We start from the raw sequence: 26,931 nt of genomic DNA, 5'->3' as shown, positions 1-26,931 counted from the left end.
ATCGGCTACTCCACAGTCTCCAACTGAACTCGGCCAATCCTCGACCCAGACAAGAATTCTGGTAGACCGAAGCTAGCTCTGTACAGCAGAGAATACCGCCGAATGCGCTCCCAAGTCAAACCAGGTGGCGTGCGCCCGATGGGTGAGTCCGGGACGGTCCGATTCCGGTGGGAGACGGACATCCTGAAAGAGCTGACAGTGGATCGCACGTGGGCCGTGACCCGTTAGCGGTCATCCAATCCGCGATCACCGTGGTGGCCTACTCGGACCGGCTGCGCCGACACGCCATCGACACCGGATGGCTCGTCGACTACTGGGCTTATCGGGTAAAGCGCCTGCTGAGAGCCTGTGTATGGGACCGAGAAGTCGCCGGCGGCGGTGAGGGGTGCGAGGTAACGTCGACCAGCTTCCGCGCTGAAGTGTCCGCCCCTCCATTCGCTGTCACGTGACGTAATGGTGTTCATGTTGACGACCGGCCGCGCCGAGCGACGACGAGAGCTTGGTGACAGCGAACCAGATGCGGAGCCTGAAGAAATGACTCTCAATGCACCACGATGCACACATCGGCGGTGCCGCGGTTCTTGATCTCAGTGAGCACCGACAGCCAGAACTTGGCGTCCTCGCCGTCGTCGCCGGCCCACAGCCCCAGAATGTCGCGGTCCCCGGCGCAGGTGACTCCAACGGCAACGTAGATGGGCCGGTTACTGACCTGGCCGTCACGGATCTTGACGTGGATGGCGTCGACGAACACCACGGGGTACCCCGGTTCCAGGGGCCGGTTGCACCACTCGGACATCTCGCCGACGACCCGTCGGTGATCCGGCTGATGGTGTCCTTTGCGACCGTGGCGCCGTAGACGTCGGCGAAATGGGCTGCGGCCTCACCGGTGGTCAAACCTTTTGCGGGTAAGGACAATACGATCTCATCGATACGGGTTAGCCGACGTTGCCGCTTCTTGACGATCTGCGGCTCGAAACTACTACGAGTATCCCGGGCACTTGCATTTCGACCGGGCCGATCTCGATGAGCACGGTCTTTGACTGCAAGGTTTGACGTACCCGCTCGGCCTGCCAGGAGCTGGGCCGCCCGGCCAGGATCTGTTCGGTGCCTCCGATGTTGGCGGCGGCCGCGGCCAGGGCGTGGGTGACGAACTCGGCTCAGTCGATCGGGTAGCGCTTCGCGGGAGCCGCGATCCGGTTCCCATTTTCCCGAACTGTGCTTACGCATCGGCTGATTCGGCAGATGAGCAGCCTACGTCAGGGGGCGATCGCGTCGTAGAGGATTTCGTCGTAAGGTCGGGGAACCTTCGTCGGCCGCAGTCAGGTATCCCGTGTCGAACAGCGCCGCCGAGAAGACCTGACGCTAGGGCCGGTCGATCTCGGCGGCCATAGCCCGCAAGTTGTCTCGTGTTGGCAGAGAGGTCAATTCGCTGATCGTCACTGCATCCCGGATTGCCGCGTGGTTCCAATACGGTTCGCCCAAGCCGGTGTCGGACGCGTTGTGGCCGCGCTTGTACTCGTCGATCACCGAGCCCGGTGCCTGGTGTCGGGCACGCAACCGGTAACTCAGCATGTCTGCTGCTGATACCAACGACGAATCACTCAAAGGTATAACCGACTGCGCCCCATGAATGACCGGGGTTAACCACGGAGACCTCTATCCAATCCATATTCGAATCCGTCAAATGGAACTGCGGCTGACCATGTTTTAGGCCGTTAGACGGTACTGGACTGTACTGCTGCAACGGTTCTATCGTGGGCGCTGTGCCCCGGATTGCCGATAGTCCCGCGGAGTCCGCGCCGTGGTCGCCGCGGGAGGCCGAGTTGCTTGCGGTGACGTTGTGCCTGCTACAGCAACACGGGTATGACCGGTTGACAGTGGACGCGGTGGCGGCCACCGCCCGCGCCAGCAAGGCGACGGTCTACCGGCGATGGCCGTCGAAAGCCGAATTGGTGCTGATCGCACTCATCGAGGGGACCCGCAAGGTCGTGGTCCCGCCCGATACCGGCACGCTGCAGGGAGATCTGCTGGAACTTGGGGAGTTGGTGAGCCAACAGGCCCGCCAGCACGCCAGCACCATCCGCGCGGTGCTTGTCGAGGCGTCGCGTAACGCCGCGCTCAACGAGGCGATACGGCATCAGTTCCTCGAGCAGTGGAAAGCCTTGATCAAGCACATCCTCAAGCAGGCCGTTGACCGCGGTGATATCGCGGGCGCCGCCATCAACGACGAACTTTGGGACCTACTGCCCGGCTACCTAATATTCCGGTCCATCGTCTCTAGCCGACCCCCCACCCGTCGCACCGTGCAAGCCCTCGTCCTTGACTTCATCATCCCCAGCCTCACCTGACCCACTTGGTAAGGCAGTTTAGCCCTATTGCCTTCGGCGAAGCCTCGCCGACGTGACAATGTGGTCGGGTTGCCCACCGACGCCGACTTTCGCTCTGGTTTGTGGGCCTGTGGTTTAGCATGGCGCCGGGTCCGACCTGGGAGGGTCACGCACTGTTGCTTCGAGCAGCCGGTCAGAATTTCGGTTCCTCGACCGAGGCCCCAGCAACCTCGCCATGAAATATCGATGTGATGGGAGGATAAGCGAACTGAAATCCGAGCAGGCTGGTCAGCGTCCGCGACGGGAACAACGACAAGTTGCACGCGATGTGGCTGGTCGCGTTCACCGAGAAGGGCGTGCTGCGGCCATTGTTCGTGCCGCCGGCACCGGGGTGGCGGCTGCACGATTATACCCAGCTACGGGTCGACCTGATCGACGAACGCGCCCGCTACTGGCAGCTGCTCGAGGAGGCGTTGATTAAAGTGTCGGCGGTGGCGCTTCGAAACTAGACGCCGTCTCGGTTCGCGACGTGCTTGAGGCGTTGATCGCTGGCGAGCGCGACGCCGGGCAACTCGCTGACCTGGCCGCTGCCGGAGGCGGGTCAAACACGGCGCCTTGGTCGAGGCCTTACCGGCCGGCCGATTTCGACGACCACCACGCGGAGCGAAGCCGGATGTTGCTCACCGGCTTGACACCCTCAGCCGCGCGGATCGACGACCAACTGAGCGCCCTGACCGACGTGGCAGCCCCAGCGGCGACACCAACGCGAGCGCGGCCGGCGGCGGGCCAGGCCAGAATCGTCGACGACACCATGGCCGCCCGACAGACGCTTACGGCGATCGAGAGCGTTGACGAGATCCCGGCGCCGGACGGCTCGGCGTACAGATGATCCTCGCCGAAATTAGCGCCGATATGACCTCAATTTCCGACCCCGCGCACCTGGTGCAAACGGCAGTCGCTACCGGATTAGTTCGCGGTCAGCCCGCGTTCAGTACGCGTTTCCGCACAGCGGCGGGACGCAGGTGCGTGGCGGCCACCCGTCCAGGTCTCCTCCGGAACTATCTGTCGTTGCCGATCTCGTGGTCGGCAATTGGCCACACTCGGGTAGCCGGAGCGGCTGCTGCGGGAAGCTGCTTTGCGGAGGGGGCCTGCGTTGCGGGCTCATCGGCGTGGCGGCGGTGCGCGGCAAGGAAGTCATCGACGATGCGCTCACAGTCTTGACGATCGATGGCACGCATGCCGGTGAGTCGAGCGAACGCGAGTGGCCCCACAAGTTGACACAGGATCAGCTGCGGGTCGAATTCATCGAGGTCGGCGCGGGCTTTGGGGCTTTGCAAAAGGCGATCGAACGGCTGGCGATATTGGTCGACGATTCGTGTCCGCAGCGCGTGCCGATCGTAGGTTTCCTGGGCGCTGCTATTTGATGCTGGGCCAAGCGCGACCCAAGCCAGTGTGGTGACGTGCAGCGGTGCCTCCTGGAACAGCGTGGCTTGTCGGCTCAACAGTTCGATGAGTTGGTCGCGCAACGGACCCGTCCCCGGCGGTGGATGGACCTGCGGCAGCAGCCGTTCAAACGTGGCGGCCAGCAGCTGAGTGGAGCTGCTGAAGTGGCGATACAGGGTCGTGCGCGCGACTTTGGAGACTTTGGTGACCGCGTCAACGGTGACGGCTTCGATGCCGCCGGCGCTGAGGAGCGTGGTGGCAGCATCCAATAGCCGGGTCCTTGAGCGTAGCCGGCGTGGGTCGACGTCGTCATCGTCGTCAACGGGGAATTCAAGGGCGTCGCGCTCCATGTGTTTCTCCTATGTCAAGCCGCTGCCGTTTGGCAAGGCTGGGTCCGGTTGTGGTGGTCGGTGTGGAGACGGCTGAACACGATGCGGGATAGGCGTCGTTTGATGCAGCGCAAGGCTTCGTGTTTGGAGTCGCCGGTGGCGACGCGTTTGCGGTAGTAGGCCTGCCCGCAGCCTTGGAGGCGGATCTGGGTGACCGCGATGCGGTGCAGGGCCGCGTTGAGTTGCCGGTTTCCAGAGCGAGTCATGCGGACCCGGCCCGCGGTGTTACCTGACCACACCGGGATCGGTGCCACCCCGGCATGGCGGGCGAAGGCGGCTTCGCTCTTGAAACGAGTTACTCCGGCGGTTTCCCCGACGAGTTTGGCCGCGGTCAAGTCCCCGCAGCCCGGTATTGCCAGCAGGGCGGGCGCCACGGCGCGGACGCGTTCGCTGATGCGCTTGGCCAATGCATCGATCTGCTCGGTGAGCCGGGTGATGTCGGCCAGCTCCTCACACGCCAGTTCGGCAACCAGATCCGGGACTGTGATCAGCCACGCGCCTAGGATCTGGCGGTGTTTGGCTCGGTCCAGCGATGCAGCCTTAGGGGCCCGTTCGGGATCGAGTTCATGGACTCGCCAGCGCAGCCGGCTAATCGTCGCCGTGCGTTGGGCCACAAGGACTTCGCGGCGATCGACCAACAACTTCAGCTCGCGCGATATCTCGTCATGGGAGGCGACGGGCAGATCGGGTTCACGGAGAAACCCGCGCGCGACCGCCAGTGCATCGATGGGGTCAGACTTACCGCGCCTGCGTGCTGAGGCGCGGGTCTGGGCCATCTGCTTCGGTGGGATGCGCACGACCTGCTGCCCTGGGGTGAGAAGGTCGCGTTCTAACCGGGCTGATAGGTGCTGGCAATCCTCGATCGCCCACACCAGCTGGGCACCGAAACATTCCCGGGCCCACATCACCGCTTCAGCATGCCCGGCGGTGATCGCCTTGACGATCTTCTCCCCGAGCTTGCGCCCAACCTCGTCGACCGCGACAAAGGTATGGGTGCGCTTGTGTACATCGGCTCCAACAACAACCATGGTGGTTGCCTCCATTCACTGTGAGGTGACGGTTGGGCCGGTCGGCGGACACATCTCAGTGGGGGCGGTTGCCACGCTCCTATCAAGTCACGCCGGCCGGTCCGTCACACCTGATGCCGACAAAACGCATGGACGCCAGCCCGAAGACGGCACTCACCGTGAGAGCCAGGCACCAGGTGATCAGGATCCAACCACCGCAACACGCGGCGACCTCACCCTGATACTGAAATCACCGTAAGCCCCGCGGGTACCTGGCACGCACCGAATCGTGCCTGCATCGGACGATTGACCCGTCCCAACGCAACTAACACTACTGGTAGTGGTGTAGCGCTACTAGTAGTAGTGTAGCGCTACTAGTAGTCCTTTATCCATATCCGCCTTTACGCCGGGGGAGGATTCATGTCAGGCAAACGGTCGAACGATCCCTGGCTCACAAGCTCCTCGATGCTGCCACTACATGCCATGTCGTCTGGCTGTCGAACGAGCTTTCCGAGTTGTGCGAGCGAAATCGCGCAGACGGAGAGCGATGATCTGCAATGAATATGCTGCTTGCGCCAACCAAGCCTCACGTGTGGACACGTGCGGTTCGGGATTTCAGGCTCACCGGCCGCGCGATTACCAGTGGCATGCACCGACCGCCGCCGGCCGACCAAGGCCGCGTGCGTCCACGTCATTACCCGCCTCGCTGCTGCTCATACCTCGACGACGGCCTAATGACCCGGGAAATGCATGACCACTTGCGCGAGGAGCCGATCAGACTAACCTCCCGGCTGGCATTTCGCTTACGCCGCTCATGAAACTGACAAGGTTTCGGCGATGGTGCATCGCCATCGTCAAATCACCTGCGCGCCAAGGGGGGTACGTGCTGTCCTGCGCGAGGTACCGAAACGCTGACTGGACGTTGGTCAGGACTCAGACCAACGCCCCGCGGACCCCGCCGTATAAGTGGATCGCCGTGGCCGTGTTGCTCGTTTTCGCGCTGATTTTGGCCTTGGTGTACGGGCAGTTCCGGGGTGCCTTCACCGAAAAGACGCAGCTGACCATGATCGCCACCCGCGCCGGGTTACTGATGGATCCGGGTTCGAAGGTGACCTATAACGGGGTGCAGATCGGCCGGGTGGGCAAGATCGCGGAGACGGTGCGTGATGGGAAGCCGGCGGCGAAGTTCACCTTGGAGGTGTGTCCGCGGTATTTGGCGTTGATTCCGTCGAATGTGAATGCCGATATCAAGGCGACGACGGTGTTCGGTGGTAAGTATGTGTCGTTGACGACCCCGGCTCATCCGTCGCCGCAGAAGATTTCTTCGCACACGGTGATCGATGCGCGGTCGGTGACCACCGAGATCAATACCTTGTTTCAGACGATCACCTCGATTGCGCAGAAGGTGGATCCGGTCAAGCTGAATTTGACGTTGAGCGCGGCGGCGCAGTCGTTGACGGGGTTGGGGGAGAAGTTCGGTCAGTCGGTGACCAACGCTAACGCCTTGCTTGATGACGTGAATCCGCAGCTGCCGCAGGCGCGCAAGGATATTGCGCGGTTGGCGGCGCTGGGGGACACATATGCGGATGCGTCGCCGGATCTGTTCGACTTCGTGAACAACGCGGTGATCACCTCGCGCACCATCAATGCGCAGCAGAAGGATTTGGATCAGGCGTTGTTGGCGGCGGCCGGGTTCGGTAACACCGGTGCCGAGCTGTTCAACAAGGGCGGACCGTATCTGGCGCGAGGCGCCGCCGACCTGGTGCCCACGGCCCAGCTACTGGACACCTACAGCCCCGAACTGTTCTGCGCCCTGCGCAACTACCACGACATCGTGCCCATCACGGGTGCCTCCGAAGGAGGCTTCAACGGCTACTCGTTAAACATGGACACCGAGGTGCTCTCCGGGCTGGGACTGATCGCGAACCCGGTGTCCGCGGCGCCCGTCATCGCTTCGCTGGTGGGCGGTGTCGCCGGGGTGGTCGGTGGGGCGCCCAACCCCTACATCTACCCCGAGAACCTGCCGCGGGTGAACGCCCGCGGTGGGCCCGGGGGAGCCCCGGGGTGCTGGCAGCCGATCACCCACGACTTGTGGCCCGCACCGGAGTTGGTGATGGACTCCGGCAACAGCCTTGCACCGTACAACCACCTGGACACTGGATCGCCGTATGCGATCGAATACGTCTGGGGCCGCCAGGTAGGGGATAACACAATCAACCCATAAATGGGCATTCCCGCATAGAGTGGGCGACGAGCTTTTGTGGTGGGAGGGTTTTCGCGTGCGAGCACAGTCAGCATCCGGGACAGCTCTCGACGCAATCCTGCGCCGACGCGGATCTGGTCATCAAGCAGATCCCGGTGATGCAGCATCACGCGGCGCAGATCCCAGTCAGGCTCATCCAGGGCGCAAGCAATATCGGCCAGTGGTGATTGGCTTCGCGGGGCGCAGCCGATTCGCGAGCCGGTATTCCACTGCGGCTTTTGTTGAACACTCGCGTGGAATCGATGAGCATTCGCATGGAATGATCGAGGCGACGACCCGCACTTGGCATCATGCCGCCAAAACCGCTAATGCCGCACCGCGGCAAATGACACACTGAAATGGCGCCGCAAAAGGGTAATCGCAGACCGGGCCGCCCGCCTGCCGCGACGGCCGGCGCCGCGCGCCAGCGAATTGTCCATGCTGCTCGTTTGGTGTTTAGCGCACGCGGCTACGACGGCGCGACGTTCCAAGACATCGCCGCGCGCGTCGACCTGAGCCGGCCGGCGATCAACCACTACTTCTCGAGCAAGCGAGCGTTGTATCAGGAAGTGCTGGTTGAGACCAACGAATGCGTCATCGGAGCCGGTGTTAAACATGCGGACATCGAGAATTCGCTGGTGGCTCGCCTGATGGCGTTCATCTCCGCGGCGATGAGAGCCGGTTCGGAAACTTCCGCCGGGTCTGCGTTTTTAGTCACTGGCGTAATCGAATCGCAGCGCCATCCCGAATTGGTTGGCACCGAAAACGATCCCCTTTGGATCATTCGGAAAGTATTGACAAGCTTCGTCAACGATGCGATTGAGTGCGGCGAACTCGCTGCGGATATTGATGCATCGGCAATGGTCGAACCGCTGCTCGTCGTGGGTTGCGGCGTGGGGGTGTACGCGGGCTACGTCCGGAGTTACCCGGAGATGGTGGCCATGACCCGAATGCTGCGCCAACTCGTGGAAGGGGCCCTTTGCCCACCCGAGGATTAGCGGGACGGCCGTTATGATGGTGACCCGTCGGGCTCAGCTGTGCTGAAGCCGACCATCCCCCGTCGAAGATCGCCAAAAACTCACCCGACGCCACCACGGTGATGGACGGCACCGCCCCCAACGACGCCGTCCCGCTCATCCGCTTCCTGGTCAGCGATCCTGATTCGGTACATGCGGCCGCGCCTAGGCAGGCTGACCCTTTTTCAGCGCGAACGCCTGACTGGTTTCTTTGGCTGGTTCATCGACATCGCACGGGGCGCAGCGCTCCGCCCCCGAAGGCCTGCAGGACTGGCCTGTCAAACTGCGGTGGGATCCTCATGCGTTATAAGAGTTTCTGAAGGGGCAGCTAAGAGTAATTCCTTCATCCATGGCAGTCGCTGGTCTTGGGTGAGCAAGCGGGCGTCCCTAGCCTGTGGAGCGTCGCGGTGCAGGGTGGTGCTGACCTTGCTTTTCAAGGCCTACACGACGAACGTGCGGATCTTCGTACGGGTTGTCGGTCCGGTGGCCAACCACTCGTCGATGTCTTGCTGGCGGCAGGTCGCCGCGCTGCGTTGATGCTTTTCGTGCAACCAGTGAGGAACTTGGTCGTCTCGTCGATCTCTTATCGGGCCGAATGTGTTAGTCCGTGGGAGCTTTGGCCCGAAACAGAGGTTCGGCGTAGACGGTGCAGATGATGCCAAGTGGCGAATTGCTCTATGGGGGCTCGAACGGCCGATTCGCAGATCAGCCAGGCCTGGAAACGGGCAAGGGGTTCGTCGCATGGGGGAGCAGGCCGTTGTGCTCGAGGAGGCTGCGCAGATGTGAGACTTGTCTGCTTTGGCCACCACCGCCGAGGCCGTCGTGGTTGAATCAATGCTCCGTCGATACAGGTAGAAGCCTCGGCTATTGACCCTGCAAATTTCATCCGTGAACCGCGTCTCACGACCTATCCATCTCTGACCCTGCCGTCAGTCCGAATATCGCTGGCCGAGAGCAGCACTCGGTCAACACGTGCGACGGTCACAAGGGCGGGCGGCAGCAACCGGCTGATTCATCAGATGAAAACGGTGACATGTTTCATGGATAATGTAGATTATCCATGAAATGTATCGGAAGACGCTGGCGCACAGCCTAATTGGCGATCCAAACGTCACAGTGACGTATTGACCACGCGTAGGAACAAACGCCAGAGCACCCGAAACTGTCCGCGTTTCAGCATATTTGGTGCTCAAGGGGCTGGGCAGCCCCGACCCGCGCGTTCTTGATGGGTCATTGCGTCGGTGGCCGGCGCGTCGGGTTTCACACGTTGCCGTGGCCGGCCAGCAGGTTGACCATAATATCTATTATAGGTACGGAATGCCGACCTGTTTTACAGTCCGTTTTACTGACCGTCGCGTACAGTGGGCTCATGGTTTTCGTGAACACCGACCAGATGTGCACCGTCACCGAAGCAAAGCCGAAGCTCCACACGCTCGTCGCCGCGGCACACCAGGGCCAGACAACCCACATCGTCAAGGGGTCGGAGATCATGGCGCACCTGGTCCCGCCCACAGCGCGGATCATCGATGACACACTGGTCATGGATGCGCTTGCTCTCGCATTGCTCAACCAGGAAGCAGACTATCTCGCAACGACGCAGCGAGACGGCCAGATTTACCCTCACGCCGGCGACGTCGTCGGCCGGTTCTTTGCGTGGCTTTGGGGCACCGACAAACAACTGTTCATGAAATATCTTTCGCGATACCACGAATTTCTCTGCGTGAAATTGCACCGGCAATTCAACGCCGCCGAAGTGCTCGGCCTGCTAGACGACGCTCTCGAAGTCCGCCTGAGCCGCAGCGAAAGTGACGCCGCATGCCGATTTGGCCTGGCACACGCCGCCGAGTACTTCTACTACCAACTCCCCTGACACGCCACGCGGACCACAGCAAGGTACCGCATGGCCGCCCGCCGCCGACAGCTGCCGGCGGGCGGCCATGACCGATGATTCGTCACCGTGACGCAAGAAAGGGTCATCTCCCCCTGCCGTACTCGTCGCACATTCCGCCGATGCCGGGCGGCACCGCCCGGTGTTCGAGCACGGCCGAGTCCTGTTGATCGGACGAATCGAGCACCGCGCGCACATCTACCGTCAAACATGACCGGCGGGCCGACCCCGGGGGGGTCCGTACCGACACAATGCCGCAAATCAGGCGGCCGGGAGGAGTGACTGTGGACATCGTTCCGTTGACCATGTTCCTGCGCGATCGGGTACAACACATCGGTGGCCGCATCGGCAGCCGTAATACCGTGGACCTCGCCGTCCCCAGGATTCATTACGAGAGCCAGGACACCTGCTCGACGGTGTCGAGCTGCCTGGACTGGCGTGCTGAAATCCGGATGTCGGCAATTGATGCACACGGGTACGCGCCTGACATCGCCGTCGGCGCAGTCGAATTCCTTATGCTGCAGCTTGGAGACGAATTCATCGCAGAACTGCTAGCCTTCTACGGCGAGCGGGCGTTGGCCTTCGAGGAGCTCTTCTACGGCGAATGGCTCGCCAGCGACCTCGACGAGAACGAGGAGTTCACCGCGGGCATGTCGATCAGCACCGTCCTGCTGGTATTGGATGCCTATGTCGATCCCTTGATGTCGGGCAGTCAACTTCGTGCTTGGGCCGTAGCCCACGTCATCCACACGATGCTGCCCACGACTGCGGGCTTGGTGGCCATGGGTGCGTTCGCCGGGCGCGGGACTGTTCGCGGTCCCGCGCGCCGCCTGGTCTCCACCGACCATCTTGACCCGGACTGGCCACGTGTTGGCTGCATCAGAGTTCCCGGTCACCCGCAATTCTTCGGGCAATCGACCGCATACAGGTTTCTCGATGACGCGCGCATCGCCTTGGACCGTTGTCGTGAGCAGACGTTCTGTGTCCCCGTTGGCGAGCACTCGTAAAATCCTGGTCGCCACACACGCAGCGCCGTTCGTCATGGCGCGCCCAAAGATACTGCAGCGCGCCGTATTTGGTCTCGTTAGCTATTCCCCGTGGCGCGGCGGGCCCGGGGTCGCTCGGCGATCTTTTACCCAGCGATCGTGTTCTTGGGCGGTGCGCTGGGCTTTGCGTCGTCGGCGTTGGGCGCGGTCGTCTGCAGCGCACCGCCAGTCAAGCCTCGCGGGGCCGCGCCAACGATTTGCGCGCAGCGCCATGGCCATTATCTGCTCATCGGCAAGCCCCGCCACCGCACCGTCTGGGTCGTGTGTCGTGACGATCACCCGGCCCCGTAGCAGCGGAACGCTGCCGGCATGGAAGCTTGCGGCCGACAACAGTAGCGCGGTGGCGGCCCGGTTCACGTCTCGAGGTACCGGCCCAGGCCTAGGACTGAACCAAAAGTCGAGGGTCCCGAAACAACCGGTGACAGAGAGGCTTTCGACGAATCTGCTCGCGGGTGGCGGCGCATGCAGGAACGTGGCGAGGTCCTCGGGGCCAGACACCTCAATCAGATCAAGCGAGGACGGGTGCAAATAGAGGTTCGTGTAGTTGATGAAAACCGCGTTGAACATGCATGGATCCTAACTCCGGTGTCGGACGTTGCGGCGCGGAGGAATCAGCGAGGTTGTCGCATCTGCGATTTCACCGCTTCTACTGCGCATGTGCTCGGCATAGACTGCCGTGCGCGGATGATCGTGGCGTGATGGATTCGTCGGGGGATGCCTACACCGCCACGTTGAGTGCTCGGTCAATGTCGTTTCGGTGTAGTGTGAGCGGCCCGGTGAGTTCAATGAAGGTGTCGCGCAGTGCGTTGGGCAGTTCGCGGTTGTCGACGTAGGGAAACTGGTCCTTACCGGACAGGGTGGTGTTGATATCAGCGCACAGTTCCCCGATGGCGATGGCAAGGCCTCGTGGGCCTGAGCCGTCGTATCCGAGTCGGTAGGGTTCTTGGCCGTGGGGCGTGGGCATGACCCATGGTGTGTTGTTTTGGTCGGCGACGAAAACCGGGTATCGATTTTTGAATCGTCCTGGTGTGACGCCGATTTCGATGGATTGCAGCTCTCCTCTCGCGTGCCGAAGTCGAGAGCCTGTGGTTGCATAGATCCGCGTAGGGGTTTGGACTATCCAGCAGTCGGGTTCTAGGGGGTCGTGCAACCACTGGCGAGGGCTGTCCCGGTCGAGGCATTCATCAATCCGGGAGTAGATCCAGGTGAAGCCGAGTTCGTCGGTTCGGCGTGGGGCGGTGAGCGGGCGTAAACGCTCATGCCAGCGCTGCGCTAGTGGCCCGAGTTGGTTGCGGTCGATGATGGTCACGGAACCGAGGAGGGGCTTCCATAGTCCCCAATATCCCCAAGAGCCATCGCCGAGCGATCCGATGAACAGCGCCTGTGCTGCATACCGTGGATCGGCAGGTAGATGTGTTGACGACGGTCGAAAACTAGGCCAGAAGCGACGGTGAAAAGTAGGCCACGTGGTCGTTGGTTATTGTGCCGTGTTGTCGGCTCTGGCGGAGGGCAAGGTGTCGATTCCGGTGTCCTTGAGCCGGTAGCTGGAGCCTTTGAGCGTCAGTACGTCGGCGTGGTGGACGATCCGGTCGATCATCGCGGCCGCCACCACTTGGTCGCCGAACACGTCGCCCCAACGGGCGAAGGGCAGGTTCGAAGTCAAGATCAGCGAGGCATGTTCGTAGCGGCTGGACACCAGTTGGAAGAACAGATTCGCCGCGTCCTGTTCAAAGGGGATGTAGCCGACTTCGTCGACGACGAGCAACCCGATCCGACGCAGCTTGGCCAGCTCGGCGGGCAGTCGACCGGCGTTGTGGGCGGCCTTGAGGCGGGCCACCCAGTCCACCGCGGTGGCGAACGCGATCCGATGTCCGGTCTGAGCGGCCTTGACGGCCAGACCGATGGCCAGGTGGGTCTTGCCAGTTCCGGGCGGCCCGAGAAGTACCACATTAGATGCCTTGGCCAAGAAGGCACCGGTACCCAGATGGGCGATCATGTCCCGATTCAGCGCTGGTTGGTGATCGAAGTTGAAGTCCTCCAACGACTTGCGGGTCGGGAACCCGGCCGAGCGGATGCGAGTCGCCGCACCGGAGGCTTCGCGCGCGGCGACCTCCCGCGAGAGCACCGCCGCCAAATATTCCTCATGAGTCCAGCCGGCGTCACGGGCTTGCTCGGCCAGCCGGGCGGCGGACTCGCGGATACGTGGCGCCTTGAGAGCTTGGGCGTAATGGAGGACGGCCTTGATCGGATCCTCGGCCATGCTCATGCCACCTCGCCATCGGAAGCGGCTGTGCCAGTGTTGAAGTCAACACCGAACGCTCGGTCGTAGTCGGCCAGGTCCCGCACCAGCTGATCACCGGCCGCCGGTGGTGGGCCCACCTGGAACTGTCGGCGCAACGTCGCAGCGGTCGCAACGTGGGCGGGGTCGGTCAGCGCCTGTCGCGCCGCCCAACAGCGGTCATGAGCCGCCAGTACGCGTCCCGCTCGGGTCACCACCACCTGAGTCGGGGTGGTTCTCACCTCGACGAGCTGGCCGATCGCGCTCGGATCCACAGAGTAGTCATTGCCGGCTACCCGCACGTAGTAGTCACGGCCCAGCCGCACCGAGGTCACCGTCTCGGTGACCGGTGCCACGGGTGGCAACGTCAACATTTGGGCTCGATCGGCGTCGAGGAAGTCGACCGGACGACCATCGAGGACCCGCACCCGACGGGCGTTGGCAGTCAGAAGCCACTGCTGCAGTTGACTATTGAAGTCCTGCGGTGAGGTGAAGCTGCGTCCGGGTAGGAACGAGGTCTCCAGATAGCGGTTGGCTCGCTCCACGATGCCCTTGGATTCGGGGTCATAGGGTTTGAGTTGCACCAGCCGCGACCCCAGGGTGCCCACCAACGCCGTGACCGGCTCGGTCAACCGCCCGCGACGACCGATCCCGGCCTCGTTGTCCCACCACAACTCGTGGGGCACCGCAGTGAAGCTGCCCGACAGTAGCTGCCACATCCCGGCCACCAAGTCCATGGTCTGGCGCGAGGGCAGCATCACCGCGGCGATGAACCGGGAGAACGCCGCCACCATGACCAGAACCGGCAGCATCGCCTCCTGGCCGAACCCGACCGCAATCCTGGGTACGGGAAACCATAGGTCGCACTGGATCGCCCGCCCCGGCGGATGGCCGAGACGGTCGACCGGATCGGCAGGTAGGTACTCCGGGCGGATCGCTCGGACCCGCTCCCGGAACCACGAAATCGAACCCGTCCATCCGACCCGCTCAGCAATCACCGTCGCTGGCATCCCGGGATAAGCCGAGAGCAACGCCCTGATCCGCGGCTCGACCTCGCTGATCGCCGACGGCGTCGAGGCCCGCTGGTACTTCGGTGGACCATCGCTGGCCAGCGCCCCGGCCACCGTGTCTCGCGCGATGCCGAGCTGGCGTGCGATGGCCCGCTGCGACAAACCCTCGCTGCGATGAAGATGCCGGATCAAGGCCCAGTCTTCCAAGGAGATCACCCATCCAATCTGATCGGGTGGCCTACTTTTCAGCCGTCGCGACTGGCCGGACTTTCAACCGTCGCCAACAAGATGCAGCAGTTCAGCGCGTTCCTGCTCAGTCAGCGGAGCGGGGGCGACTGGGTCGACGTCGGGGACGGCTGCGACCAGCAGGCCGGTCTGACTGGTCAACGTGGTCGCAGAACCTGGAATCACCTGGAGGTTTTGCGCTGTCGCGTAGTTGATAATGCGGCATGCGCGGCCGAGGAGGCGTAGCAAATCAGCGTCGTCCTTACAGGCGTCGATGAAGGCCGCGGAGAAGTGCCTGATTTCGTACTCGGTGCGGTAGCGCGGCGTAACCTTTCGCACTTCGCCGGGTTGCCAGGCAGCCATGGCGTCCATGTCGAGCAGCCCTGTGGGCCAGTAGGGGACGTCGGTGCGGAGCAGGTAGGCCAGATCCGACCACGAGAAGTGCTCGCGCCAACGACTATTCCCGCCGTCAGCGCGTGTGGTGTGATCCCAGACCCCGATCCCCCGGTGGCTCAGCGGGTCGGATGGCTCTGGGTGCTCGGGATCGGGTGTTCGGCTTTCGTAATCGGTGACCACAACGACAGCCGAGGCATCTGGGTGCTGGCCGGCGATCACTGCAGCAAGTTCGCGAGCAACAGACACGGTCCACGGCTGGTCGGGGTAGGCGACGATCACACGACCACGGTCATCGGCGGGCTGCCAGAGATGCAGCACGCCCTGGCTCGACAACCGGCCCGCGCCTACCTCGAAGTGTTCGGCTCCCAAGAATCTCGCCGGCTCGCCACGAAAGCACGACGCCAGCGGGTACAGCCGTGGTACCCGTGCCCGAAGGTGGGGACGAGAGCTGTCGATGAAGTCATAGATGGTGGCCGGCCGCCAGTAGTTTTCCCCTCCAGTTTCACATCCGGGTCCGGGAAACCTTCAGCGCCGCCGACGGCCACGTACTGACGAATCGATTGTGCTTTGACCCCTAAACGGTCGGCAACATAGTCCACCGACAGCCGCATGTTGTACCAAGAAGTCCGCTGCCGCAACCGATCCCACGTCATGGCCCGACTATATGTGCGGGATATACTTGCGTCTACCACAGCGCGCCACATTCCCGCGATACGGGAATTGTTCCAACATGCGTGCTGCAGTCCGCGCCACGCCGCGACCTACCCTCGAACGATGCTCGGGATTATGGGCGGCAGCCCCGAGTTCCCGCCGGTAGCTGTGCCGTTAGTGAACGTGAATTGCCCGCCGCAGCCGTCTGGCATGTAGTACTGCACCGTAGGATTAGCGGCCGATAGCGAGGCGATCTGCGGGAGCGTGATCGGCTGCCACGGACCGATATGCGGTGGGGGATTAATCCCAGCGAGCCCGCCGGTCCTGACCCCACCAAGTTCACCAGTGATTTCGTTCGCTCCGTATGGCGCCCAAATCGCTCCACCGATCGGCACTTGCGTAAACCGTTGAGCCTCATAGGTGTATTGGACCCACTGCTCTTGGTGCCCATCAACAACCCGCGTGTAGGGCGTGTAGTCCTGGCCACTGATGCGGATCTTGTACTGCTCCTCAAGATGGGCGAACGGTGCTGCGTTGTCGTCGGCCCACGTCTTACCTCCGGGCGCGTAGAAACCTGTCGGACCGCCGGTATCCAACGGAGGCTGCAGCGGACGGTGACCAGTCCATGGCGGCGGCGGATCATGCCCAACATAGGGCGGCGGGACGACCTGCTGCCAGTGACCGAACCGTTCGTCCCCAACGAAGGGGTTTCTGGGGTCAATGGCGACGGCGGGGTCACCGGGATCTGAGGTGCCCTTCGAATCCACGAGTCGGACGTGGTTGTCTAACGCGTCGATACCCTGGCGATCCTGGTCACCGGCGGTGGCCGGCCTGTGGGCAGCCGCATTGGGATCATCGCCTTGGGGGTAGCCACCCGAAGCATTCTTGATCGACACTGCCAGCACGTGGCTGTCCTGCTGAGCGCTGTCCAGTATTGCTTTGGCCCGTGCGAGCTGGCCGCGCAGGTAGGTGGCCAGCTGCTGCTGGTTTGCTGGGCTATTCAGGTTCTGGGAGAAGGTGGCTACGCCCATTCGCGTTTCGGCAATCAGGTTGTCCATACGGCTGGCGCCGTTGGCAGCAACGTGTCCGGCGTTGATCACGGCCGGACCCACTCGATCATCAGCGGCGACGGTATCGCCCAGCGCGTGGACCTGACTCGCATTGCTTTGCCCATAGGCTGAGGCGCTTGCACCGACCCAGCCGGCCGCGGCTGTCTGACCAGCAGCCCGTATCCCCTGCTGGGCGGCGAGCAACGCCGGCGCCGATGACCACCCACTGGCGTTAACTGGCGACACCCCAAACAGTCTGCGCGCATCACTGAGCGCACGGCCAGCAGCGGCCACCAGCTCATCCAACGAGGCCATAACAGGCAGTATCAGCCATACCTCGGCTAAGCCGCTATCACCACCACTAACTTGGCTCGCCAAGACAGTTTGCTGAACACGCGTCTAACGGCTGGGGAAGGCAGCGGCCACACCTCAACTGATCCGCCCGATCCATGTTGCGGTCAGTGGCCGCCCTGCGGGGTGACCGGCGGCGGCCCGAAAGGACCGTACGAATTCCACGGTTCCGGAATGAAGTCGCCGTGCCATACATAGATCATCGACCCCGGCAGGTACTCCTCCCAACCATAGGGCGGCAAGATGCCAGTCGAGCGCGGCGGATAAATTCTCGCGCCAGGAAAGTCCGACTGCGGTACCCACACGCCCGAGTTGGGCACCAGCTCAACGAATTGGTCGGGGTTGCCGTGGGAGTCGTAGACCGTCGCGGGTCCAAGGCTTCCTGGCGCAAGCAGCCTGTAGTCGGGAATTTCATCCGAGCGGACGAAGTAGTGCGGAACCTGGTCTGGATCCTTGGTTCTGTCGTACACGTCTACCCACGGTGGTGAACCTTCAACGTTGGGCGGACCGATCCCGCCCTTGCCGGCGTAGTACGGCATGTGGCGCTTATCGCCAGGCTTCCACTTCTTGTCCAGCGGGGTCGCAGGTGGTGAGTCCTTGGCTTGACCGCTTCCCTTGGTGTAATCGGCACCCTTGATGACCCCGGCAATCTCACCGTCTTGTTGCTGATAATTCTGCAGCAATCCCTTGGCCTGATTGAGCTGACCTTGCAGGTAGGTGGCCAGTTGGTGTTGTCCCGCCGCGCTGCGCGTGCTCGGGGCGAGCGCGGAAACGCCTGCGCGGGTCTGGGCGATCAGTGTGTCCATGTACTGCGCGCCGGCCGCCGCGCTCTGGCCCCCACGGGCCAGAGCCGGACTGACTCGACTATCACCCGCCACGGCTGCATCGAAAGCCTGCACCCGCTCGGAGTTGGCCATCACGTACGCCCCTGCCGCCCTGCCCTGCCAGCTGACCGCTGCGGCCCGCCCAACCTGGGCCACCGCCTGCCGACCCGTCGTCAACCGATGCGCCGAGGGCAATGACCCTTCGACGGGAGCGGAGCCAAACAGCCTGCGCGCAGCACTCAAAGCGCGGCCCGTTTCGGCCACCAGCGCATCGATCGACGACATAGCCGCCAGTATCGCCCACCCACCATCATGTTGGCCACCACCGTTAACCACCCCGCCGGCTGTGATTTGTCGGAGCGGAAGCCGACCCTGTTAACCGCCACGACCGTTCCACAGCCCATTACTCAAAGGCCTTGGCTGTCGTGGCGAGTATGGTTCTTTCATGTCGATGGCTGCGCCTCCGCCAGTAGATTCGATGTTCTTGGTGCCTCGACGCATGCCAGCGTTACCGCCGGCGCGCGAATTTGTCACCTCAGCGGGATTTGGAGGAGCCGCGGCCTTCGTGGCCGCTCTCGTCCTGGCTGGCGTCGCGCTCATTGCTCTGATGCGAGCAAGCAAGCGCCACCGCCTCGAACTTGAGCAGCAGGAGAGTCACTCTCAGCAAGTACGCAACGAGCAGCAACGCACGGCGGCCGTCCAGCGATGCTGGGAGCGCCTGGTGTGGGTTGTTGAGACCGCCGGGATCGAACCGGCCAGCCAGACAGCCACCGTGGGATTAGGACCCCAATTGGCCCTAGAGCTTCTGCGGGGATTGCTCCGCGACGCTGAGGACCTCGACGACCGGACCCTCAGGGACGCCGTAAGGGTGTATCTGAATGAATTCTCGTTGGTTCTGTCTCAGCAAACCAACGAACTTCCCACACCCATTGCGGCCCCCGACCCGGCCCCGGCAGCTGACCACCATGAACAGCCGGTGCCGGAAGCGCAGGCGGTGCAATCCGCGCCCACGACGAACACTGAGGACGCCCCAGGCCCGGCGAACAAGGTCGCGGTGACCGGCAGGCGACGACGCCAGTGACGACCTTGCGGCAAAACATCGAGAACCTCGATGTCGAAACCTGGGCAACGCTGACCCGACAGGCAGCGACGGCCGCGGTCGAGGCCGCCCAACGGTGCGGTCAACCCGCGCCGCCGGAATTGGTCGCGGTGGCCGCCATGTCCGAGCGTGAGCTCGTTGAGCACCGCAACCGCGCGGGATCGGCACCCCGACAGCTCTCTCCAGTGATGCAACTCGTCGAGGCGGATCATCGCCGCGCGGTCGCCGAACAGCAAGCGCGCGAGGCCGACCAAGATAAACGTGACGCTCAAGCGGCCGCTCAGATGGCCCGTACCGAAGCCGACCAATCGGCGCGCGCCGCAGACGACGCGCGCGAGCGGGCCCGAGCAGCAAAAACCAACGCCGCGCTCCAGGCTGCCGAACACGCCGCCGAACTTCGCAGCTCCCAACAAGAAATCGAGGCCTTGCAATCCGAGTTGGAACGAGTCAAAGCCGACACCGCTACCGAAGTAGCCGCCGCCCACGAACAGGTACGCGCCGCCAACGAGCGCGCCGAAGAACGCGCGGCGGAGCGCCTCGAGGAACGACGAACCGCCCAGCTCGCCTTCGAAGACCTGCGCGCCGACTTAGAACGCGTACGAGCCGACGCAACCGCCGACGCGGTCGCCGCGCAAGCGCAGGCCCGCGCCGCCGATGAGCGCGCCGAGCAACGATTGAACGAGCGCGCCGCAGAGCGCGCTACCGCTGAACAAGCCCTCGAAGAACTACGCGGTGAACTAGAACAAGTTCGCGCTCAGTGCACAGCGGAGCTCTCGGCGGCCCAAGGCCGCGCGGATGGCAGGGTTGCGGCCGCCGAGTCCCGGGCCAGGACCGAAATCGACGACGCACTCACCCGCACACACGAGGAGATAGCCCAGGTGCGGGCCGAAACCGCCGCACAACTGGCCGCCGCGCACGAGCAGACCGAGCAAGCCATCGAGGCCATGCGAACGGCCCAAACGCAAGCCGCAGAGGCACGAGCCGAAGCCGAGCAGGCCCGCAGCGACGCCGAGGAGGCCCGTGCCGACGCCGAGCGCGCCCACGTCGTCGATCCCGCCAGCTCGCAACTATTGAGCCTTCCTGTCCCCGCCGCCGAACTACGAGCGCACACCGGCCCGATTGAGGACGCCTTGGCAGGAGCGCGTGATCTTGACTATGCGCTGGAGATCGCGCTGGTCGACCACGGGCACCATGGCGACAAAGACGCGGTGAGCACCCTGGCCGCACAGGTGCAGCGCGACGCCGCCAGCCTATCTGAGCAGCTACAGGACGTGGCGACGCGTTATAGCGATGCTCGGCACGCGCACGCCGCACACACCTATATCACTGCCGCCACTCGAGCATATGGCAGCCTCCTCGCCCGGATCGGGGCTGCGGTGCAGCAATTGGCCCAAGAATCACGAACAGATCCCGCACTCATTACTGCGGTGACCACCATGCTCGACTCCCACCCCTGGCGGCAGTAGTACGGCGGTCGGGCCGAGTCTGCCCGAGTTCGCCTGCCTAACAGCTGATCCAAGCGCTAAGTCGTCGCATACGACGTGAGAATCAGGTGACGATGTCGCGCGTCAGCGCACCCACGGTGGTGTGCATTGCGTGGGCAACTTTCGCCAACACGACGACCGAGGGATTGCGCAGGCCTTGCTCTACCCGGGCGAGGAACGCACGGTCGACTCCAGCGGCGGCGGCAAGGTCGCGCTGACTCAAACCCAGTTCGGTGCGCCGCTGGAGAATATGGGCACCGACAGTCGCCAGCACCTTGTCCTCATCAATTTCGGCCACTTGTCGTCCCTCTCGTGGTGGGCCATAGCCTACAGGCCGGCTGGCGCAGAGAGCCATCACCTGCGCAGCCTGAACGCCTCGACGTTCCGGAGGGGCCGGTGATGAAGGGCCACCAATCGGTCCGCGAGAGCACGCGCAGACGCGGGTGGGCATCGATCAGAAGAGCTTTTCACTGTGGGCCTCCTGCCACATCCGTTCGAACTGGGGACGCTGTTTGTCCTCAACGAGGGCCGGCGCGACGACGAACAGGTGCTCGCACCGCTCGGCGCTCTCTAGGTAGTGCCGTGCGATTCCGTCCGCGCCGATCTCGCGGTGGCCCGGAAGGCTACCCAGGTGCTGGTCCATCGCCATGCGGGTGCCGCGCGCGATCGCGCTCACCGAGCGCGCGGTCATCGCTCGCTTCGCCTTACCGCCGTGGGTTTTGACCCGCCGCACCTCGTATACCGCGAATGTTGCATTCTCCAGGAGTATTTCGAACTCCGCGAGCACCGCGGTCAATCCGGCGCCAATGATGAGGTCGGTGGCGCTGCTGCCGGCGATCAGGGTTTGGCGCGGGTTGAGCGAGCGCGCCACTGTTTCCAGCAGCAGCGCCTGCGCGCCCGCCTGCGGCTCATCGCGGTAGCGCTCGACCTGGTGGGCCCGGCCCGTCTCCGTGGCCATCGCGAAGCAGCAATAGCTGCACGCTGATTTCGGAAACGGTTCGCCGGTGACCGCGGTGACGTACTCCTGGGCCTTGGCCCGATCGAAGCCCCATTCCACCAGGGGATACCAGCCAGTTCGGCGCGCGTTGTTGTACAGCGAATCCTTGCGTGCCCGGGCCCGCTCGCCAGCCTCAAATCCGATCGCGTGCCGGTAGGGCTGTGCTTGCGTGAGTGCGGCGATCACCGGTTCGAGGGCATTAGCTTTGGAATGCACTGAGCACGAACGAAACCCACCTAGTTGGGGGATGGTCCCCTGGGACAGCATTTCATCACTGAGGCGGTACCGGCCGCGGAAGTGCAAGCGCTGCGGTGCGGTTGAGTCGTCCAAAACGATGACCCCGTCCCCGCGAGTTGTGGTCAGTCGCCGGGAGCGGGCGCACTGAACGAACCGGACCCCATGCGTACGCAGGCGCGGCAGCACATGGCGCTCCACCACCCGGCGAGTCGAGTCGAACTCATCACCAGTGAAGGCAGTGACCAAGACCAGATCGGTCAGCTCAAAGTCTCGCGAGGAGGGCTCCTCTAGCCAACGCAACAGCAGGCAGGTGGAGTCCAGTCCCATTCCATAGCTGAGAACAACCGATGGCGCGGCGTGTGAAGGTGCGATGCCAGGCAGCGTCAAATCGTTTGTGGCGGTTGTGCGCAACGTATTCCCCCGTTCGAGCGGTTGCCTATAGGCTACCGCAAATGGTAGGCTATAGGCAACCACCAGATAAGGAGTTCTCATGGCCACCTCGTCCACTGCACGAGCGGCGAAGCTGCACGCACCAGAGCTGTCGGCTGAGCACCTCAGTGAAATTGATGCAGCCTTGGCCGCGGCGCATAGCGACTGGCAACCCAGCGGCCTGGCCACTGGGATCACCTACACCGACATTTTCTGTGGATTCGGTGGCTCTAGCATTGGCCTGGAAAACGCTGGAATGACCTTGGTTTTGGGAGCCAACCACTGGTCGAAAGCCATCGAGACCCACGCGTTGAACTTCCCGAACGCTGATCACCTGATCGCCGACGTGTCCAACTACGACATGCGACGGCTGCCGCACACCGATGTGCTGTGGGCATCGCCGATCTGCACCGAGCTCTCCCCCGCTGGCGGCACCCGTCGCCGCAGCCCGCAGCTGTCTTTACTTGAGCCCGAAGGCCACGTCCCCACAGCGGCGCTAGACCGGACCCGAGCCACGTTCTGGGATGTCGTGCGCGCCACTGAAGTTCACCGTTACAAGATCATCCTGATCGAGAACGTCGTCGAGGCCGCATCCTGGGAGCTGTTCGACGTCTGGCTGGCCGCAATGGACAAGATGGGCTACAACCATCAGTTCATCTCCGTGTCCTCCGCACATATCGGCGACGAGACCAACCCCCATGCCCCCCAGTGGCGTGACCGCCTTTACATCGTGTTCACACAAGTGTCGTTGCCGATGATCGACATCCGGCCCCGCCCGCTGGCCTGGTGCTCGGAATGCGATGAGATCAACCACTCCGTGCAGTCCTGGAAGCGCCTGGACCGCCGCCGCATCGGAAAATACCGCCAGCAATACGTCTACCGGTGCCCCAACGCCAGGTGCAGGCACAGCGTCGTGGAACCCTTCGTCCGGCCCGCTGCGGTGGCCATTGACTGGAGCGACCTGGGCCAGCGCATTGGCGACCGGACCAAGCCACTGGCCGCTGCGACCATGCGCCGCATCCGTGCCGGAATCGCCCAGTTCGCCGAACCCACCGTGATCCCCACCAACCACGGCCGCCTCGGCGAAGGGCGGGCCTACCCCGCCGCCGGCGCCCCGATGCCAACCCGATCCACCAAAATCGGCGACGGCGTGGCCTGCCCCCCGTTCCTGCTCGACCGGCGCGCCTACCACGACGGAGACTCCCGCCGCGTCAAACCGATCAGCGATCCCGTCGGAGCCATCACCGCCAACGGCCGCCCCCACACCCTGGTGACCCCGCCCATGGTTGTCCCCGCCGGAGGCTCTTGGAATACCGACCCGACGACCGCCGCCGACCCCGTTCGGACCCGCATGACTCGCGAGACCGATGGCCTGTTCACTCCGCAGCCATGGATCACCGTGTTACGCAACCACGCCGACGTGAGCCCGATCGGTGACCCGCTAGCCGCCGTGGCCACGGGCGGCGGAACCGGTGGGGGCCACCAAGGGCTCACCGTCCCGCCCGGCGCCTTCATCCAGAAGCACCACGGCGGCCTGGATTATCAGGGGATCGCCCACATGACCAAGAGCGTCAACGATCCCATGGCCTCAGTCGTCGCGCGTCCCAACCTTTCCCTGGTGATCCCCTACCGCAAAGGTAAGGCCAAGACCACCGAAGAGCCCCTGCACGCTGTTGCCACGCGGGACTCTGCGGCCCTAGTCGAAGCCTCCTCGATCGAGATCGGCGACTGCCGCTTCAGAATGCTCAACCCGCGTGAGCACGCCCGTGCCCAACGTTTCCCCGACGACTACCGCGTCACCGGGAACCGCTCCGAACAGACGATGGGATTCGGCAACGCAGTGTCGAGCAACGTTGCCCAGTGGCTTGGCGGCTTCGTCGTCCGCCTACTCGCCGGCGCCCAGTAAAGAGGAATTCAGGGCTTGGCATCAGCACACAAAGTTCGGCTGATGCCAGGCCCGCGTCAAAAGATCGCATCGAATAGGAGGTGACTAAATCCAGATAAATCGGCGACTGACATAAATGCGATAAGTCGAAGAGATGCGACAGAAATGAGACAGAATCCATTCGATAGAAAGTCCCATATCGGTTGTCTAGCAACGCATTAAGCGTTACAATAGTAACTAACGGCACCGCCATTCCGGCACCATTTAGGAGATCCCCATGAATATCATTCTCTACACCAAACCGGCCTGTGTTCAATGCACCGCGACTCGCAAATTGCTGGACAAAAACGGGCTGAAGTACGACATCGTGGACATCACCGAAAACCCCGAGGCCCGCGACTACGTGATGAGCCTGGGGTACCTGCAGGCGCCAGTCATCGTCGCCGGATCCGAACACTGGAGCGGCTTCCGGCCCGACCGTCTCCGGGGCCTGGCTTCCCTGGCCGCCGCCGTGTGAGAGCACGAGGACCAACCATGTACGACCTCACCATCGAGCACCAGCGCGGCGCACTGTCACTGAGCGTGCACCCGGATCGACGCGACGCCACCGCCGCCCTGGACTCCTACCACGGCCAGTTGGATTGCACGCGCCGCGCCATCCAACTCACCGAACCCTTTGCCAGCTACGAACTCGTCGACCCGTGCGATGGCCGGACGATCGCGGTCGCTACCATCGAGCGACGCCTGGCTGACCCGATCACCGAGCGGCAATTCTCGGCCGCAAAAGCAGCGCTCGAGGAATCGCTCGCCCTGGCATCCAACGACGAGCGCCCCGCGATCTTGACAGCATGGGACCGCATCACCGGCGCCATCGATCACCAACTCGTCAGGCAACGACAATGAACAGCGCCAACGGATTCCACATCGGCCAACTCGTCACCGCCGCCGATCCCGTCGCAATGAGCCGCACGTGCGCCACCTACACGTGCAAGACCACTTACGGCTTCATCGTCGCGATCGACGTGCAGAACGTCACCGTTGAATGGATCGATGCGTGGGGACCGCAGTACAAACCCTATCCGGTGCACCCGCAGCTCCTGTGCGCCGCGACGCTCACGGCTGGAGTTCGTTCACAAGCGTTGGGCCACGCCCACATCGGCCGGCACCACAACTGCTCGTCAGCCATCAGCACGCCGAATGGCGCACCCTGCCTGGAAATCCGCGAATTGAAGATCTGGGCGAATGGAACACGGGAACGACCAACGGGACTGCGCTTTCACACCGTAGACGAGGCCAACACCGCGCTCTTGGCCATCGCCGTCGCACACGACGCGAACCGGCCGACGTGTCGGCCCGACCTGGCGAGCGTCATCCCCGGCGCCTACATCGTCGCCGTCTACTGGGCCATGCACACTGCCGTCTACCGGCTGGATCGCAATCCCGCCTCCTATGCGCGAACAGCACGACCGATAGCGCTGGCCGGCTAGACCGCCAGCAGTGCCCGCACCCTCACCACAACGTCGGCATACCACCGAGCCGAGCCGCCTCCACCGCCGCCCGATCCCAGCCTCGCTCCCGCAGCACCGTGCGCAATGCCACCGAGCGCTCTCGCCGAGCCCATAACCCATCACTGGGAATCGCCCTCCGGCCACCTCCACGCCGCATCCGGGCCATACGCCGCATATTCTCGGCCTGAGTACCCACCACCACATGCTGGCACGACGCCTCGGGGACACAGACTTTCACGCACAGCGGACTATCGCACTCGTGCAAACCCAACTCGTGTGGCTGAAGCACCACCCCAAGCCGACGCGCCAACGCATACCGGTGCGGCCGCACACAAATCCCCCGTCCCTCGCGGTAGATGAAGAACCGCCCGTAGCCGTCCGCACCAATCGCGCCCGTGAAAAAATCACAGTCGCTCGCGTCAGGGCCTCGCACGACGTATGAGTCGAAGCGACGGCATTCGTCAGCGTGCACCACCGGATCGACCCGCAGCGGTACTCCTGGCTCAACACGCACGCGACTACGTTAAGCCAAGCGACCGACATGTCCTTCTGTGCCGCAGCGTCATTCGCATATCACCCCCGCTCTGGCGCCGCCCCGTTGGCCGCGCCTAGTGCTTCTGGCGCCGCCCCGTTGGCCGCGCCTAGTGCTTCTGGCGCCGCCCCGTTGGCCGCGCCTAGTGCTTCTGGCGCCGCCCCGGTTCGCGCGCTCGCCGCCTTCAGCACCGCGCGAACGTCGCTGGTCTTGACTCCGGTCAACGCGGCGATCGCCGCCAGCGTTTCACCGCGGCCCTGCATCCGAGCCACTGCCGCAGCGGCGGCCTGGCGGTGCTCGTAGCGCCGCCGCTCCCCCTCGGCTCGCACCTCGAGGATGCGGGTTGCCTCCCACTCCTCCACGGCCGCCAGTCGGCCAAGTTCGACGAGAACCGATGCGGCGTCGTCGACGTTTTGACGCTCCCGCTCTACCCGCGCCTCGTTCGCTCGAAGCTGCGCCTCACGAACCCGCTTGCGTGCCGCCGATTTCGAGTTGATATTCACCATCGCCGCACCATATGACGAACACACCGCCCCCCTCTACCAAAACCACCAACATCACCATGTCCACATTTGTCCACCACCTGCGTCTCCAAAAACCAGTGCCCCCCAACATCAT

Annotated in this window: 27 protein-coding genes and 1 pseudogene; 14 read left to right on the top strand and 14 right to left on the bottom strand. The window is 63.5% G+C overall.

Annotation, left to right across the window (positions count from 1 at the left end; translation table 11 throughout):
* The first annotated feature begins 209 nt into the window (after positions 1-209).
* Positions 210-449 carry a hypothetical protein gene (locus SKC41_RS30075; RefSeq protein WP_330981337.1) on the top strand — a complete coding sequence of 80 codons (240 nt, stop codon included), beginning with the start codon at positions 210-212 and terminating at the stop codon, positions 447-449.
* A gap of 98 nt (positions 450-547) precedes the next feature.
* On the opposite strand, the pseudogene SKC41_RS30070 reads toward SKC41_RS30075, so the two are convergent.
* Both SKC41_RS30070 and SKC41_RS30065 read right to left on the bottom strand, forming a co-directional pair.
* Positions 548-1,040: pseudogene (locus tag SKC41_RS30070) on the bottom strand (IS256 family transposase); the annotation flags it as partial.
* 322 nt (positions 1,041-1,362) lie between these two features.
* The gene (locus SKC41_RS30065) at positions 1,363-1,572 is read right to left on the bottom strand and encodes a hypothetical protein (protein WP_042909984.1); all 210 of its coding nucleotides are present in this window, start codon (positions 1,570-1,572) and stop codon (positions 1,363-1,365) included.
* Between the two features lie 179 nt (positions 1,573-1,751).
* Between SKC41_RS30065 and SKC41_RS30060 the strand changes: the two genes are divergently transcribed.
* The 3 genes from SKC41_RS30060 to SKC41_RS30050 all read left to right on the top strand — a co-directional run bounded on the left by SKC41_RS30060 (position 1,752) and on the right by SKC41_RS30050 (position 3,216).
* Entirely contained in the window at positions 1,752-2,348 is a 597-nt protein-coding gene (locus SKC41_RS30060; RefSeq protein WP_330981336.1) for a TetR/AcrR family transcriptional regulator, read from the top strand.
* Positions 2,349-2,653: 305 nt separating this feature from the next.
* Complete coding sequence (locus tag SKC41_RS30055; RefSeq protein WP_051445765.1) at positions 2,654-2,836, top strand: hypothetical protein; 183 nt, start codon at positions 2,654-2,656, stop codon at positions 2,834-2,836.
* A 20-nt stretch (positions 2,837-2,856) separates the two neighbouring features.
* Positions 2,857-3,216, top strand: coding sequence for a hypothetical protein (locus SKC41_RS30050; RefSeq protein WP_051445764.1), 360 nt, complete (start codon positions 2,857-2,859; stop codon positions 3,214-3,216).
* Positions 3,217-3,385: 169 nt separating this feature from the next.
* Here the strand turns inward: SKC41_RS30050 and SKC41_RS30045 are convergent, their stop codons facing one another.
* A complete protein-coding gene (locus SKC41_RS30045; protein ID WP_054585635.1) occupies positions 3,386-4,120 on the bottom strand; it encodes a TetR/AcrR family transcriptional regulator in 735 nt (244 codons plus the stop codon).
* 14 nt (positions 4,121-4,134) lie between these two features.
* Complete coding sequence (locus SKC41_RS30040; RefSeq protein WP_198409014.1) at positions 4,135-5,202, bottom strand: IS110 family transposase; 1,068 nt, start codon at positions 5,200-5,202, stop codon at positions 4,135-4,137.
* 886 nt (positions 5,203-6,088) lie between these two features.
* On the opposite strand from SKC41_RS30040, the gene SKC41_RS30035 reads away from it, so the two are divergent.
* The 4 genes from SKC41_RS30035 to SKC41_RS30020 all read left to right on the top strand — a co-directional run bounded on the left by SKC41_RS30035 (position 6,089) and on the right by SKC41_RS30020 (position 11,319).
* On the top strand, positions 6,089-7,390 hold the full coding sequence (locus SKC41_RS30035) for an MCE family protein (RefSeq protein WP_054585646.1): 1,302 nt from the start codon (positions 6,089-6,091) through the stop codon (positions 7,388-7,390).
* A gap of 377 nt (positions 7,391-7,767) precedes the next feature.
* Positions 7,768-8,406, top strand: coding sequence for a TetR/AcrR family transcriptional regulator (locus tag SKC41_RS30030; RefSeq protein WP_054585636.1), 639 nt, complete (start codon positions 7,768-7,770; stop codon positions 8,404-8,406).
* A gap of 1,387 nt (positions 8,407-9,793) precedes the next feature.
* Complete coding sequence (locus SKC41_RS30025) at positions 9,794-10,294, top strand: hypothetical protein (RefSeq protein WP_330981333.1); 501 nt, start codon at positions 9,794-9,796, stop codon at positions 10,292-10,294.
* A gap of 302 nt (positions 10,295-10,596) precedes the next feature.
* Positions 10,597-11,319: a hypothetical protein gene (locus tag SKC41_RS30020; protein ID WP_330981332.1), complete on the top strand. Its 723-nt coding sequence runs from the start codon at positions 10,597-10,599 to the stop codon at positions 11,317-11,319.
* Positions 11,320-12,076: 757 nt separating this feature from the next.
* Here the strand turns inward: SKC41_RS30020 and SKC41_RS30015 are convergent.
* From SKC41_RS30015 to SKC41_RS29990, 6 genes are all read right to left on the bottom strand, one after another.
* Entirely contained in the window at positions 12,077-12,667 is a 591-nt protein-coding gene (locus tag SKC41_RS30015) for a hypothetical protein (protein ID WP_330981331.1), read from the bottom strand.
* Between the two features lie 168 nt (positions 12,668-12,835).
* Positions 12,836-13,618 carry an IS21-like element helper ATPase IstB gene (gene istB / locus SKC41_RS30010; protein ID WP_442931867.1) on the bottom strand — a complete coding sequence of 261 codons (783 nt, stop codon included), beginning with the start codon at positions 13,616-13,618 and terminating at the stop codon, positions 12,836-12,838.
* A 2-nt stretch (positions 13,619-13,620) separates the two neighbouring features.
* Positions 13,621-14,862 (bottom strand): IS21 family transposase, encoded by a 1,242-nt coding sequence (gene istA, locus SKC41_RS30005; protein ID WP_079669145.1) that lies wholly within the window; start codon positions 14,860-14,862, stop codon positions 13,621-13,623.
* 54 nt (positions 14,863-14,916) lie between these two features.
* On the bottom strand, positions 14,917-15,636 hold the full coding sequence (locus SKC41_RS30000; protein ID WP_330981330.1) for a hypothetical protein: 720 nt from the start codon (positions 15,634-15,636) through the stop codon (positions 14,917-14,919).
* A 392-nt stretch (positions 15,637-16,028) separates the two neighbouring features.
* Positions 16,029-17,345 carry a DUF4226 domain-containing protein gene (locus SKC41_RS29995; protein ID WP_330981329.1) on the bottom strand — a complete coding sequence of 439 codons (1,317 nt, stop codon included), beginning with the start codon at positions 17,343-17,345 and terminating at the stop codon, positions 16,029-16,031.
* A gap of 80 nt (positions 17,346-17,425) precedes the next feature.
* Positions 17,426-18,427, bottom strand: a complete 1,002-nt coding sequence (locus tag SKC41_RS29990) for a hypothetical protein (RefSeq protein ID WP_330981328.1) — start codon at positions 18,425-18,427, stop codon at positions 17,426-17,428.
* Positions 18,428-18,707: 280 nt separating this feature from the next.
* On the opposite strand from SKC41_RS29990, the gene SKC41_RS29985 reads away from it, so the two are divergent.
* Entirely contained in the window at positions 18,708-19,223 is a 516-nt protein-coding gene (locus tag SKC41_RS29985) for a hypothetical protein (protein ID WP_330981327.1), read from the top strand.
* A complete protein-coding gene (locus SKC41_RS29980; RefSeq protein ID WP_330981326.1) occupies positions 19,220-20,707 on the top strand; it encodes a hypothetical protein in 1,488 nt (495 codons plus the stop codon). Before SKC41_RS29985 ends, SKC41_RS29980 begins: the two co-directional genes overlap by 4 nt.
* Positions 20,708-20,789: 82 nt before the next feature.
* On the opposite strand, the gene SKC41_RS29975 is transcribed toward SKC41_RS29980, so the two are convergent.
* The gene (locus SKC41_RS29975) at positions 20,790-21,023 is read right to left on the bottom strand and encodes a helix-turn-helix domain-containing protein (protein ID WP_330981325.1); all 234 of its coding nucleotides are present in this window, start codon (positions 21,021-21,023) and stop codon (positions 20,790-20,792) included.
* A 156-nt stretch (positions 21,024-21,179) separates the two neighbouring features.
* A complete protein-coding gene (locus SKC41_RS29970; protein WP_330981324.1) occupies positions 21,180-22,466 on the bottom strand; it encodes a hypothetical protein in 1,287 nt (428 codons plus the stop codon).
* Between SKC41_RS29970 and SKC41_RS29965 the strand changes: the two genes are divergently transcribed.
* The 4 genes from SKC41_RS29965 (at position 22,450) to SKC41_RS29950 (ending at position 25,760) form a co-directional block, all read left to right on the top strand.
* Positions 22,450-24,294, top strand: a complete 1,845-nt coding sequence (locus tag SKC41_RS29965) for a DNA cytosine methyltransferase (RefSeq protein WP_330981323.1) — start codon at positions 22,450-22,452, stop codon at positions 24,292-24,294. The two genes, SKC41_RS29970 and SKC41_RS29965, sit on opposite strands and share 17 nt — an antisense overlap.
* Positions 24,295-24,550: 256 nt before the next feature.
* A complete protein-coding gene (gene nrdH / locus SKC41_RS29960) occupies positions 24,551-24,790 on the top strand; it encodes a glutaredoxin-like protein NrdH (RefSeq protein WP_330981322.1) in 240 nt (79 codons plus the stop codon).
* Between the two features lie 17 nt (positions 24,791-24,807).
* The gene (locus SKC41_RS29955; protein ID WP_330981321.1) at positions 24,808-25,176 is read left to right on the top strand and encodes a hypothetical protein; all 369 of its coding nucleotides are present in this window, start codon (positions 24,808-24,810) and stop codon (positions 25,174-25,176) included.
* A complete protein-coding gene (locus SKC41_RS29950; RefSeq protein WP_330981320.1) occupies positions 25,173-25,760 on the top strand; it encodes a hypothetical protein in 588 nt (195 codons plus the stop codon). The genes SKC41_RS29955 and SKC41_RS29950 overlap by 4 nt, the downstream gene beginning before the upstream one ends.
* A gap of 22 nt (positions 25,761-25,782) precedes the next feature.
* On the opposite strand, the gene SKC41_RS29945 is transcribed toward SKC41_RS29950, so the two are convergent.
* Complete coding sequence (locus SKC41_RS29945) at positions 25,783-26,295, bottom strand: hypothetical protein (RefSeq protein WP_330981319.1); 513 nt, start codon at positions 26,293-26,295, stop codon at positions 25,783-25,785.
* Between the two features lie 59 nt (positions 26,296-26,354).
* Positions 26,355-26,819: a hypothetical protein gene (locus SKC41_RS29940; RefSeq protein WP_330981318.1), complete on the bottom strand. Its 465-nt coding sequence runs from the start codon at positions 26,817-26,819 to the stop codon at positions 26,355-26,357.
* Positions 26,820-26,931: the final 112 nt, after the last annotated feature.

This window comes from Mycobacterium sp. 050128 (genome assembly GCF_036409155.1).
Taxonomy (GTDB): domain Bacteria; phylum Actinomycetota; class Actinomycetes; order Mycobacteriales; family Mycobacteriaceae; genus Mycobacterium.
Note: the sequence above shows the minus strand (reverse complement) of the source record. Positions and strands in the feature narration are given on the sequence as shown.

Excerpts from the sequence above, each read along its gene's own strand:
- SKC41_RS30065 (WP_042909984.1), bottom strand. The coding sequence starts at position 1,572 with ATGCTGAGTTACCGGTTGCGTGCCCGACACCAGGCACCGGGCTCGGTG.
- SKC41_RS29940 (WP_330981318.1), bottom strand. The coding sequence starts at position 26,819 with ATGGTGAATATCAACTCGAAATCGGCGGCACGCAAGCGGGTTCGTGAG.
- SKC41_RS30030 (WP_054585636.1), top strand. The coding sequence starts at position 7,768 with ATGGCGCCGCAAAAGGGTAATCGCAGACCGGGCCGCCCGCCTGCCGCG.
- SKC41_RS30055 (WP_051445765.1), top strand. The coding sequence starts at position 2,654 with ATGTGGCTGGTCGCGTTCACCGAGAAGGGCGTGCTGCGGCCATTGTTC.
- SKC41_RS30025 (WP_330981333.1), top strand. The coding sequence starts at position 9,794 with ATGGTTTTCGTGAACACCGACCAGATGTGCACCGTCACCGAAGCAAAG.
- SKC41_RS29950 (WP_330981320.1), top strand. The coding sequence starts at position 25,173 with ATGAACAGCGCCAACGGATTCCACATCGGCCAACTCGTCACCGCCGCC.
- SKC41_RS30040 (WP_198409014.1), bottom strand. The coding sequence starts at position 5,202 with ATGGAGGCAACCACCATGGTTGTTGTTGGAGCCGATGTACACAAGCGC.
- SKC41_RS29990 (WP_330981328.1), bottom strand. The coding sequence starts at position 18,427 with ATGTCGTCGATCGATGCGCTGGTGGCCGAAACGGGCCGCGCTTTGAGT.
- SKC41_RS29955 (WP_330981321.1), top strand. The coding sequence starts at position 24,808 with ATGTACGACCTCACCATCGAGCACCAGCGCGGCGCACTGTCACTGAGC.
- istB (WP_442931867.1), bottom strand. The coding sequence starts at position 13,618 with ATGGCCGAGGATCCGATCAAGGCCGTCCTCCATTACGCCCAAGCTCTC.
- SKC41_RS29965 (WP_330981323.1), top strand. The coding sequence starts at position 22,450 with ATGGCCACCTCGTCCACTGCACGAGCGGCGAAGCTGCACGCACCAGAG.
- nrdH (WP_330981322.1), top strand. The coding sequence starts at position 24,551 with ATGAATATCATTCTCTACACCAAACCGGCCTGTGTTCAATGCACCGCG.
- SKC41_RS30045 (WP_054585635.1), bottom strand. The coding sequence starts at position 4,120 with ATGGAGCGCGACGCCCTTGAATTCCCCGTTGACGACGATGACGACGTC.